This window comes from Paenibacillus sp. An7, assembly GCF_009870785.1.
In the GTDB taxonomy this organism is placed as follows: Bacteria; Bacillota; Bacilli; order Paenibacillales; family Paenibacillaceae; genus Paenibacillus.
On the sequence record NZ_WTWX01000028.1, the window covers coordinates 18,471 to 29,428 of the forward strand.

Here is a 10,958-nt window from a genome sequence, read left to right on the forward strand (position 1 = left end):
TTCCTGCACTTCACCATACAAAAAACCCGCACTTTCTCTTGTTGGAGAAGACGGGTTTTTTTATTTGCATTAATAAACTAAATTATTCGCTTCTTTGGGGATACCGGATATGGAGACCGGCTAGAAACGTATCGATCATGTGCATAAAGCTTTCGTCAAGATCAATCGGCATTCCAAATCCGCCCCTCTGCTCCAGAGAAGCAAAGCCATGCAGATGGCTACGTAGAGCCCGAGCAATATGAATTGTATCGGATTTTTCCATTTGGTAAGCTTCAAGCACCTGCGTTACCAGGTCAACGATCTCTTGACCTACCTTGTGTAAGTCATCATCGTTATATGCTGGGGCTATGAGCGTAACTTCGTACAATCCGGGATGTGCGCGAGCGAAACTTATATAGGCTTTAGCCATCTCGCGGATTGCTTCATCACCAGAACGACCAACCGCCGCACGCATAAGAGCGGACAGAAGCTGCTCCAAGCCGTATATAGAGAGTAGCCTACGAATATCATGTAAACCATCAAAATGATTATATAGGGACGGGGAACGAATATCCAACTTCTGAGCTAGTGAGGCCAGTGTTAACTCTTCCAGCCCATTCGTATCGATAATTTCTGTAGCTGCTAGTAAAATTTTGTGTAAATTAATACCGTTTCTTGGTGCCATAGTCGTTACTCCTTCGTTGTATGGGGTTGCCCAAGATTCGGGCCTACCTCCCACTCGTTGATAGCTTTTATCATTGCAGCCAACGGGTTTTCAAGCATAATACCGTGACCGACAGCAAGCACAGACGGCCGAAGATCGCATAGCTTCTTAGCGCTCTCCAGTGCAGTTGGTTTATGCCAGGTGGCCATTGCAGGAAAGGGGAACCAAGGCTTCAGCTTGCCGGATACGGCGACACCGCCACGAGTCTGAAACGCATCGCCAGCGATAAGTATGTTATTACGAGTGTCGAGAAATGCCATCGAGCCTGGGGTATGTCCGGGTGCATCTACAGCAAGCAGTGATTTGATACGATCTCCATCACGAAGAAACACATCAGCTTTAGTTGTTACCTTCCTGGGTACACTGCCACGAATCGGTACGTTTGGCTCTGTTGGAAGCAGGGATGTATCGCCGCCTAGTAAAGGAGCATCCCTACCGGAAATATACACGATGACATCAGGAAATTCCTTCCTGAGTGCATCTAACGCTCCCACGTGATCTTCATGCGCATGAGTCAGTACAATACGACGGATCGGCTTGCCAATTTTGGCCGCCATATGCACAATACCTTTGAAACTAAATGGCATTCCAGCATCGATGAGTGTCAAATCGTCATTCTCTTCAACAAAGTAACAGTTCACAGGAAAAATCTTAGGAAGAAAAGACATTTGATAAACTGTTTGGAGCTTGGTAACCCTGATTCTGTCCACCCCCGCACAAATTTAACATTAAATTAACATAATAACTAATACAAATAGTTAAATCAATTGGTCTTTATACCCTTTAACTAAACATTTTATAAATCATATTAAGAAAAAAGCTTTGTTCGATACCAATCTATCGTTTGTTTTAGACCTACACGGAAAGGAATATGTGCCTGCCAACCAAGCTCTGTGTGTATCTTAGAGTTGTCAATGGCATAACGCCAGTCGTGTCCAGGTCGGTCTTCAACAAACTGGATCAGCTCGCTATAGCTCGATAGTCCTGATTCTTTCGATTGTAGTGGTTCTTGTTCATCAAGAATAGTACAAATCTCTTGAGCAAGCTCCAAATTAGTCCACTCATTATCCGAGCCAATGTTATAAGTCTCTCCTACTGTCCCATTATGAAACACAAGCTGGATTGCCTCTACGTGATCTTGAACGTGAAGCCAATCTCTAACGTTACGTCCAGTACCGTAAATCGGGATCGGTTTATGCTGTAGCGCCGAAAGGATGATGGTAGGGATCAGCTTTTCCTTGTGCTGTCTTGGTCCGTAGTTGTTAGAGCAGTTTGTTATGACAACATTTAACCCGTAGGTTCGTTGAAAACTGCGAACAATGAGATCGGAACTCGCCTTGCTTGCGCTGTAAGGGCTATTAGGAGCATAATTGCTCTCTTCCGTAAACTTCCCCTCATTCTCCAAAGTACCATATACCTCATCAGTTGAGATATGATGAAAACGACAGGATTCGTAGCTCTCTTTTACCTTCCCCGGCCCATCCATCCAATAGCGCAGAGCAGCGTTTAACAGTGTAAAAGTACCTACAATATTTGTCTGCACGAAAACTCCTGGATTCTCAATAGAATTGTCAACATGGGACTCTGCTGCAAAATGAATGACACCTCTAATGTCATACTTTTTGAAAATAAAGTCCACAAGCTCTTGATTCTCAATTGAACCGTGTACGAACGAATAATGTGGAAATATAGCTGTTTCCTGATCAAATTCTGGTGAGGTAGCGTAGGTTAACTTGTCTAGATTAACAATTCTGTAGTCTGGTCGAGTCGATAACATGTGTAAAATGAAATTCGATCCAATAAATCCCGAGCCACCAGTAACAAGCAAGGTAGTCATACTGCTCGCTTCTTCATTTATCAAACTAGATGCACCTCCAATTTATGTGAAGGAGCATTAGGTGAATACCAATGATTTTTATCAGAAATATCAATTAAGTACTGTCCGTATTCATTCTTCAGACGATTAGCAATCCGAAGAAGCTGCTCCTGATCTATATAATTCAAATAGTACGCAATTTCCTCCAAGCATGCAATCTTGAAGCCCTGCTGCTTCTCCAATGTCTCAATGAACTGGGAAGCTCTCATCAAAGAATCGTGGGTTCCAGCGTCTAGCCAGGCTAGTCCGCGACCTAGCAATTGTACATTGAGCATACCGCGCGACAAATACACATTGTTCAAATCAGTAATTTCAAGCTCACCTCGCGCAGATGGCTGAATGGACTTGGCAATTTCAATAACATCATTATCAAAAAAATAGAGGCCTGTGACTGCATAATTGGATTTAGGAGTCTTCGGTTTCTCTTCAATTGACAATGCACGATGATTCTCATCAAATTCAATTACGCCAAAGCGGGATGGATCCTTCACTTGGTAACCAAATACAGTGGCACCAACTTGGTTAGTTATGGATTCACGTAAAATAGACGTGAATCCTTGTCCAAAGAAAATATTATCGCCTAGGATTAGTGCGACATTATCGTTGCCAATGAACGATTCACCTATAATGAAAGCCTCTGCTAAGCCACCCGGACGTTCCTGTACAGCATAAGAGATAGAGAGGCCAATCTCGCTTCCATCTCCGAACAGGCTTTGATAACGCGGGGTATCCTTCGATGTTCCGATGATCAAAATTTCACGAATGCCTGAAAGCATAAGTACAGAGAGGGGATAATAGATCATCGGCTTGTCATAGATCGGCAGCAAGTGCTTAGTAACAGAAAGCGTAAGCGGATAGAGCCTAGTTCCCGAACCCCCTGCTAGTATAATCCCTTTCACAAAAAACACCTCCTTGTTTAATGGACTATTGCCACTTCGTTATGCTTCATCCACCAATCGCTATGCTGCTGATACCAATTTGTTGTTTCAATAATTCCGTTTTCAAGTAGATATGTCGGCTCCCAACCCGTATCAGTTGTAAGTTTCTCGATACTGAGTGCATATCTATCGAAGTTACCTGGCCGGTCAGGGATGCTCTTCACTAGAGACCAAGACCGGCCTAATATTTGCAGCACCTTTTCGATAATCTCCCTAGTTGTTGCTGTCTGTTTCCCTGAAATGTTATAGACAGAACCTGAAATTCCCCGATGGATTACGGCATCGATAGCAGCACAGTGATCAGTTACATGTAACCAGTCACGCATCTGCATACCATCACTGTAAAGGGTAATTGGCTTCCCGAGCAGAGCATTTGTTATAACCAAGGGGACCAACTTATCCACATTCTGAAATGGTCCGTAGTTGTTTGTACAGCGCGTAATGATGGTATCCATACCGAAAGTTTGGTGGTAGGACTGTGTAAGCAGGTCGCATGCGGCCTTACTAGCCGCATAAGGACTTACAGGTGCGAAAGCAGCAGATTCGTCCACGTTGCTCCCTTTGGGGACAGGCCCATAGACCTCGGCTGAGGAAATTTGTACGAGACGCTTTACGCCATGCTTTCGGCACATGTCGAGCACCTTCTGTGTGCCGAAGACATTAGCACTAATGACTGAGCCAGGCGTTTCTAGACTTCGGTCTACGTGAGTCTGGCCAGCTAAGTTAATGACGACATCTACACCAAGTTCAAATGCTTCGTTTAGAGCTTCCTCATTCTCTACCAATCCTTCAACAAATACATAATTTGATCTTGAGAGAAACGGTTCGATACTCTTCTGTCGGCTTCCAGTCCTACGGGGAGAAAAGTTAATGATAGTGTAATCTGGATACTTCTCCAGCAGGTATGATGTCAAATTTCTTCCAATAAAACCCGAGCCACCCGTTAATAGAATACGCATGGATTCCCCTCCATTTAATTAATCTATACTGACTTTAGACTAATATGATTAGTCTGTAAACAAAAATTATTTTAACTTTAGGCTAATACCGGTTTGACAAACTATTCTGATTAGTTTTAAGATGTTTTTAATCACGAAATAGAAAGGGAGTTTTTTTACCATGACTACCAGATCCATACTTCACAAAAATATCCGCCAGCAAGATCATTCGCCTCAAAAGACATTCTCATCCCGCAGTCGATTATCCGCTATGCTTTTAGCGGTTGCTGGTATTACTTTTGCGGTTTACCCTGCACTCCGTCCCTTTTCCGATGAAGCTTCTTTGCAGGGTGCAGCTGCATTTGCTTCCGTCGAATGGCTCATTGCTCATCTTTTAGCAATATTTGCCTTTATTTTGCTAACCTTTGGCCTCTACGGTGTTTATGTATCTCTTCGAAAGACATCCGCCGAGCGTACAGCTTTTTACGGACTTGTCCTAAGCTGGTTAGGAACTGGTCTTACGTTACCGTTTTATGGAGCAGAGGTTTTTGGGCTTCATGTCATCGGGCAAGAGACGGTAAGGCAACAGAATGTAGAATTGTTAGAGTTGGCTAATCAGATTCGATTTGGACCCGGATTCATCATCATTATCATCGGCCTATTATTGCTCGCCGTTGGTATGATTATGGTAGCCACTGCAATATGGAAAACGCATGTTTTGCCTAAATGGAGCGGAGTTCCACTTGCAGTTGGATTTTTGTTGTACTTGCCTCAGTTTGCCGCTACACAGCCGCTACGTGTTGCTCATGGGTTATTGCTCACTGCTGGCTGCTTATGGGTTGCTGTCTGTCTCCTCAGAAACATTAGCCGAGGTGGAGAACGATGACTGTAAGTAAGCTTCATATGAAATTTATTTTTACTGGACTTATGCTCGGAATTTTAATGGCAGCAATGGATTCTACGATTGTCACAACATCTATGGGGACGATTGTAGGGGATCTAGGCGGTTTAGATAAATTCGTATTGGTCTCGTCGGTATACATGATTGCAGAATTGGCCGGAATGCCTATTTTCGGTAAGCTATCGGATATGTACGGACGTAAGCGCTTCTTTATTTTTGGTATCTCGATCTTTATCATTGGCTCATTACTTTGTGTTACGGCACAAACGATGGATCAGCTTATTCTATACCGTACAATCCAGGGGATCGGCGGTGGAGCACTGATTCCAATCGCTTTTACAATCATGTATGATCTAGTTCCCGTGGAAGGAAGAGGTAAGCTTGGGGGGATGTTCGGTGCCGTATTTGGTCTTGCGAGCATTTTTGGACCATTACTAGGAGCATTCATTACCGATCACATCAATTGGCATTGGATCTTTCTCATCAATGTACCACTGGGGATCGTAGCTTTTATTTTCGTCGTCTACTTTTACAAGGAATCACATGAGCATTCGAAACAAAAAATTGATTGGTGGGGTGCTGTCACCCTTGTTAGTGCAATCGTCACTCTTATGTTAGTGCTTAAACTTGGGGGTACGAAGTTCGCTTGGAACTCGCTTCCAATCGTTGGTTTATGTTCTTTATTCGTAGTGCTGGGTATCCTCATTTACGTGGTAGAAAAACGAGCTGCAGAACCCATCATTACTTTACGTATGTTTGCAAGTCGACTGTACTCAACCAGCAATGCCATTGCTGTCTTCGCAGGAGCTGCCTTTGTTACTTCCTCCATCTATATCCCCATCTACATACAAGGTGTTCTTGGCGGTACGGCAACGGATTCAGGTATGGTGCTCCTGCCAATGATGCTTAGTACAGTCGTAACTTCTACCATCGGTGGGTTCTTAATGAATAAATGGAGTTACCGGGCTATCATGATCCCTTCGATGATAATGTTCGCTGCTGGTCTATTCTTACTTAGCACTTTAACTCCCCAATCATCACATTTAATGGTAACGTTATACTTGAGCATTGTTGGTCTTGGCATTGGATTTTCATTTTCTGTATTAGGGAATTCCTCAATCCACCCTTTTAATATTAATCAACGCGGCTCTGCAAGCTCAACCTTCTCATTTCTTCGAGCGTTAGGCATGACCATCGGTATTACGGTATTCGGTATCGTCCAGAACCATTATTTTATTAGTAAGATGGCAGCTTCCTCCGAGTCTAGCTCTGGTAGCTTAAAATTGCTGCCAAAAGATCCACATGCATTACTTGATCCTGCACAGCGGTCGCTACTACCAAGTTCGGTACTGGACATAATCACACAACCTCTATCTTCGTCCATTACCCTAACCTTTGCTTGGACATTAGTACCTGCCTCTATAGCGGTCATCGCTTCATTTATGATGAGTAGTGAGAAGCTGATCACAGTGGAAACCGTATCGAAAGAAACACCTTTAGAGGTACTAACGCAACAACTTGACTAGCTTCAGTAAATTTCTTAGCTAATTGAACATACCTATGTATTAAACTGTCCCATTGAAGATTTACTCCCCCTATAGTGAAGTAAAAAGCAAGGGCGCATAAATGCCCTTGCTTTTTAATTAAACTTTGGTGGGTATATATATCATACTACGGCTCAGTAACCCTATTTATCTTGTATCATTTCTTATTCAACAGTAGCCACTCCACGTAAAAAATTTTCTGGAACCAAACTACTCCCACATGAAAATCCCTACTTAACTTTTTGTAGCAAGGGCGTAGTTAATGTGATCCTTATAAAGAGTCATCATTTTATTAATCTTTTCATGTTGAAATCCTTCATAGTACATTTGAATAAATACATTTTCTTCATGACCCACAATAACTGGAAGTACATCTGTATTAATCCGGTAAAATTTACCTGTGCTTATCCCTAGCCTTGATATGATGCCCACTGAACAAAGAAGAGTAAGGAAAGCATACAGGGTGAAAATATAGTTTTCATGTCGTTCGCTGCTTGATTTAACCCGCAAAATATTATGTTTCCTTAACTCACAGAACTTCTCCTTTAAGTAATCTGTCCAAATAGTCGTATCTTTTCCCTTTTTCTTTCGTATCTTGTATCCAGTGAATAAATAATCGCAGACCCATAGCTGCCATAGTGCTGGCGGTGTAAGAATCAAATCTGAATACTCGACTTCTGATAAGCAAAACCCAGGAAAGTTTTCTTCTTCTATAAGATATTTCTCACATAACTGCTTAAAAAGCTGTTTCTCATTTGTAGTCATATTTCGGGTTAAATTTATACGGTTATTACGTATTTCTATGTATTTTTCATTTAAACTTTTTTTAGTTTTATCTTTTTCAAATGTCTTTCGTCTTTCACGAGCAAGATCCTCTTCTTGATATTTTTGTTTTTCTCGTTCATATTCCAAGCGTCTTATATTTTTGGCACGCTCATAGTCCTGATTCTTTTTAATCATCATGAGACTACTCAAGCAAGGTAGAACAGACAAATCAATGAAACATTTTTCGAGCATTTCTTGGAAAGTAAAATTAGGATTTATCTCAGTCCCATAGTTGTTTCCTCCCCAGTGTAAAGTAATCATCGTTTGATCGGGTGAATAATAAATGAGATAATCTGTTTTCTTAAAGATATTACTTTCCAAGCCGTTGATCTGATAATATCGATCATTTTCTCGAATCATACTTCCATCCAAGATCCAAAAATCTTTTACATTTATAGTTTCATACAATTGGTGACGGTCTTCCCACACATATCCTGGTATTTTCGAGCACTGATATTCAAATGCCCATCGTTCACCATTCTCGTGTATCACCATGACATCAGCTCGCTGCTTTGTTTCAATTAGATAATACTCTAACAGGACTTCGGAAGATGGATATAGTGTTTTTAACCTTTCATAAAGGTGTCTCTTTCCTGTTCGGTGCGTAAGTGATTCAGGTTCAGTATAGCGATTCGGATTGTTACACTCACGCATATGAGCAAAATGTGGTGTCCGGCTCCCCGCCCGAAAGATTACTTTTCCTTTACAGTCTGGACAATGCAATCGATGTTCTGCAGAAGCTTTTCGCAAGAATGCTTCTTCTTCTTCAAATGAGCAATACCGCACACCAACCGTTGTTTCTGCAACAAACATAATCCCTTTCTCCTTTAAATTTATTAGATACACTTGAAATGGCCAGCTTATTTATTATACAGCATCTTTTCCATCCCCGAATCCGTGTAAATCATCTTTACCTGGATTTTCGGTATCCCATCAACATAGCCACTTGCTGCAGTTCGATTTCAGCACTACCGATCACGTTTAAATGCGTGAACACCTAATTTAATTAAGTTTAAACGGCATGCACAAACGTAAACGTATGCGTTTACGTTTGTGTATTTATGACTTTTTATTTAGTGTCCAGTATTATTAAATTCACAGCCTTCTTCTTGTAGATAAAGATATGGAATTAAACAAAAAACCTCCCTTATTAGGAGAGGCCCTCTTAAGGCTAGAATAGTTCGTACGTAAGTTGACGGAGAAATAGTCCTCAAGATTCTTAATTACAATTCTCCTTTATTACATTTTTATTAAAATAGATGAATTCATACTAATATTTTTAAACATTTTCTTATACTGATTTCTCAATATGATGATCCATATCAAGCTTGATGCTTCTTTAATATATTTGCCATAATATTACATTCACCATTAATTTTATTTAGTTCTGTTCTAAGCATCTTAATTTCTTCCTTTTGAATTTGTACTAAATTAGTAAGATATTCTATTTGGCTTTGCTCTCTTTGCTCAGTTATAAATTCTTCAATATCTCTTTTGTAAATGTATGTAATAGCAAATCTTCTTGATTTAGGTTTTATAACAGACAGCACTTTTTGTTCAGTAAGCTCTTTAATAGCCTTATGTGCTGTAGCAAGCGCTACTTCTGAACCTTCTGCAATTTCTACAACAGTCGCTTCGATATGATCACTACCGGTTTCTTTTACTCTACGAACAAAAAAAGATTCTACTTTATTTAAATTTTCTTCCGACACATGATAGTAACTCATAATTTTTATGCCTCCATATCTTAATAAAATTGAGTATAGCATAAGGGTTCGGATCTATGGATAAACTCGTTAGCACTGCGATCCCCACATTAATTCAGTGGGCTACGGCAAAAATAAATCGTGAACTAGAAAGAGCTGCGAAGCGAGAAAAGGAAAAGAAGTAGTGCTTTTTATTTAAATAAGAGGGGGTCCAGGGGGAGGAATCCCCCTGGCGAACTCAATTCGCAGGGGCAAAGCCCCTGCTTCTTTAGTTACCATTTGCTTCGTCAAAAGTCGTACCTAGTATATAGTCTGTCGCCTTTTGGGCTTGTCCTGCGGCCTTTACAATTAATGTTGGATCATTTTTAAGCTTTCGGTGCCAAGATTGAATATAAGCGGCGCTGTTCTCGATGGTGCTGTTATCAATGCCGCATGTCGCGCAAAGCATAGCTGCTCCAATCTCGGCTATAAGTTCTTCTTTGGAATAGTTTTCATCGCCAAAGGCGGCGTATTCCTCGATGCCTGGCCGGTTTAAACGGCTCTGATGCCCACTGCTGTGTATGAGTTCATGAAATAAGGTCGAATAATACTCCTCTGCTTTTGGGTAGTCTTGTAAAGGCGGAACACTGACCCTGTCTGGAGATGGCATATAATAAGCCCGTCCTGACGCTAAGCCGATAGGCGGAGCGTCTGCATATCGGTCTACAATCGCTTCCGCTTCAGCAATAGGATCATGGTCAAAACTGACCTCCTTCCGCTTGCTTTTTATGCCCTTGCAATCCTTTATATCAAACACCCGGTAATAGCGAAGCATCGGTATTTTCTCAGCTTCTCCGGTATCCGCATCTTCTTTTTCTAACCAGCGCCAGAAAACAACGATTTGAGACTTAGCGCCTTTTACACTGCCTCCAGCTTCCGTAATCTGCTTATAAGTGGCGTACTCTCCCGGCGGCAGTAGCAGTGTATTAATGCCCCGGTAGGGCCGCTGCGATATCCAGTTTACAGCGCCACTAACGACCCACGGTCTGCGCCACGGCACGACACCCGCCGCAAGCAGTTCTAAAATCCGTTCCGTCACAATTTCATATACCGATTTCTTCATTGCCATTGTCAAAGTCTCCTTTCTGTGCCGGGAGAAACCCGGCTTAGCGGATTAATTTGCTTCTCGCTCTTCGCGAACTTCAATCGAAGAAATGTCCATTTCAAAAGCTGCGAAACTCTCGTCTATGACCGCATCCATTAGTTCTTGAATCTTGTTCGTTATCAGGTGATATTCATTGACTCTCACCGTCCAAATGCAGTAATAGATCGGCTTTCTTTCATCTACTTTTCTGAGCATCCCTGCCCACTCACGGACTCTAGCGGGCGAAAGAGTAGCCACCATTTCCCTGTACTCGTCCATCGTGAGAAAATGTATTTTCACAGGCTGTTCGTTAAATACAAACACCGCTTTTTTATAAATGCCATGACACACCGTAAGTGCCGCTACTATTTTGGGTTTATGAGTTTTCATTTCATTACCTCCTG

11 protein-coding genes are annotated in these 10,958 nt (G+C 41.7%); 2 read left to right on the forward strand and 9 right to left on the reverse strand.

The features are described from left to right. Positions 1 to 82: 82 nt before the first annotated feature. The 5 genes from GQY27_RS19375 to GQY27_RS19395 all read right to left on the reverse strand — a co-directional run bounded on the left by GQY27_RS19375 (position 83) and on the right by GQY27_RS19395 (position 4,476). Complete coding sequence (locus tag GQY27_RS19375) at positions 83 to 664, reverse strand: TetR/AcrR family transcriptional regulator (RefSeq protein ID WP_160036906.1); 582 nt, start codon at positions 662 to 664, stop codon at positions 83 to 85. A gap of 5 nt (positions 665 to 669) precedes the next feature. Further along, on the reverse strand, positions 670 to 1,404 hold the full coding sequence (locus GQY27_RS19380; RefSeq protein ID WP_160036915.1) for an MBL fold metallo-hydrolase: 735 nt from the start codon (positions 1,402 to 1,404) through the stop codon (positions 670 to 672). Positions 1,405 to 1,511: 107 nt separating this feature from the next. Further along, a complete protein-coding gene (gene rfbB / locus GQY27_RS19385; RefSeq protein ID WP_328803025.1) occupies positions 1,512 to 2,564 on the reverse strand; it encodes a dTDP-glucose 4,6-dehydratase in 1,053 nt (350 codons plus the stop codon). Then, positions 2,561 to 3,478, reverse strand: a complete 918-nt coding sequence (gene rfbA, locus GQY27_RS19390) for a glucose-1-phosphate thymidylyltransferase RfbA (protein ID WP_160036907.1) — start codon at positions 3,476 to 3,478, stop codon at positions 2,561 to 2,563. The genes rfbB and rfbA overlap by 4 nt, the downstream gene beginning before the upstream one ends. A gap of 17 nt (positions 3,479 to 3,495) precedes the next feature. Beyond that, positions 3,496 to 4,476 carry a dTDP-glucose 4,6-dehydratase gene (locus GQY27_RS19395; protein WP_160036908.1) on the reverse strand — a complete coding sequence of 327 codons (981 nt, stop codon included), beginning with the start codon at positions 4,474 to 4,476 and terminating at the stop codon, positions 3,496 to 3,498. A gap of 160 nt (positions 4,477 to 4,636) precedes the next feature. Between GQY27_RS19395 and GQY27_RS19400 the strand changes: the two genes are divergently transcribed. Together GQY27_RS19400 and GQY27_RS19405 are read left to right on the forward strand one after the other, a co-directional pair. Continuing rightward, positions 4,637 to 5,341 (forward strand): hypothetical protein, encoded by a 705-nt coding sequence (locus GQY27_RS19400; RefSeq protein ID WP_160036909.1) that lies wholly within the window; start codon positions 4,637 to 4,639, stop codon positions 5,339 to 5,341. Then, positions 5,338 to 6,882 carry an MDR family MFS transporter gene (locus tag GQY27_RS19405; RefSeq protein ID WP_160036910.1) on the forward strand — a complete coding sequence of 515 codons (1,545 nt, stop codon included), beginning with the start codon at positions 5,338 to 5,340 and terminating at the stop codon, positions 6,880 to 6,882. The genes GQY27_RS19400 and GQY27_RS19405 overlap by 4 nt, the downstream gene beginning before the upstream one ends. A gap of 252 nt (positions 6,883 to 7,134) precedes the next feature. Here GQY27_RS19405 and GQY27_RS19410 read toward each other — a convergent pair whose 3' ends face one another. The 4 genes from GQY27_RS19410 to GQY27_RS19425 form a co-directional block, all read right to left on the reverse strand. Next, on the reverse strand, positions 7,135 to 8,538 hold the full coding sequence (locus tag GQY27_RS19410) for a competence protein CoiA (RefSeq protein WP_160036911.1): 1,404 nt from the start codon (positions 8,536 to 8,538) through the stop codon (positions 7,135 to 7,137). 509 nt (positions 8,539 to 9,047) lie between these two features. After that, entirely contained in the window at positions 9,048 to 9,452 is a 405-nt protein-coding gene (locus GQY27_RS19415) for a hypothetical protein (RefSeq protein ID WP_160036912.1), read from the reverse strand. 247 nt (positions 9,453 to 9,699) lie between these two features. Beyond that, the gene (locus GQY27_RS19420; RefSeq protein ID WP_328803026.1) at positions 9,700 to 10,539 is read right to left on the reverse strand and encodes an ArdC family protein; all 840 of its coding nucleotides are present in this window, start codon (positions 10,537 to 10,539) and stop codon (positions 9,700 to 9,702) included. Positions 10,540 to 10,584: 45 nt separating this feature from the next. After that, positions 10,585 to 10,944: a hypothetical protein gene (locus GQY27_RS19425; protein ID WP_160036913.1), complete on the reverse strand. Its 360-nt coding sequence runs from the start codon at positions 10,942 to 10,944 to the stop codon at positions 10,585 to 10,587. Positions 10,945 to 10,958 lie beyond the last annotated feature (14 nt).

What these genes read in the sequence shown, in the direction of transcription:
- GQY27_RS19375 (WP_160036906.1), bottom strand. Translation starts at nt 664, where the DNA reads ATGGCACCAAGAAACGGTATTAATTTACACAAAATTTTACTAGCAGCT.
- GQY27_RS19395 (WP_160036908.1), bottom strand. Translation starts at nt 4,476, where the DNA reads ATGCGTATTCTATTAACGGGTGGCTCGGGTTTTATTGGAAGAAATTTG.
- GQY27_RS19400 (WP_160036909.1), top strand. Translation starts at nt 4,637, where the DNA reads ATGACTACCAGATCCATACTTCACAAAAATATCCGCCAGCAAGATCAT.
- GQY27_RS19405 (WP_160036910.1), top strand. Translation starts at nt 5,338, where the DNA reads ATGACTGTAAGTAAGCTTCATATGAAATTTATTTTTACTGGACTTATG.
- GQY27_RS19410 (WP_160036911.1), bottom strand. Translation starts at nt 8,538, where the DNA reads ATGTTTGTTGCAGAAACAACGGTTGGTGTGCGGTATTGCTCATTTGAA.
- GQY27_RS19415 (WP_160036912.1), bottom strand. Translation starts at nt 9,452, where the DNA reads ATGAGTTACTATCATGTGTCGGAAGAAAATTTAAATAAAGTAGAATCT.
- GQY27_RS19420 (WP_328803026.1), bottom strand. Translation starts at nt 10,539, where the DNA reads ATGGCAATGAAGAAATCGGTATATGAAATTGTGACGGAACGGATTTTA.
- GQY27_RS19425 (WP_160036913.1), bottom strand. Translation starts at nt 10,944, where the DNA reads ATGAAAACTCATAAACCCAAAATAGTAGCGGCACTTACGGTGTGTCAT.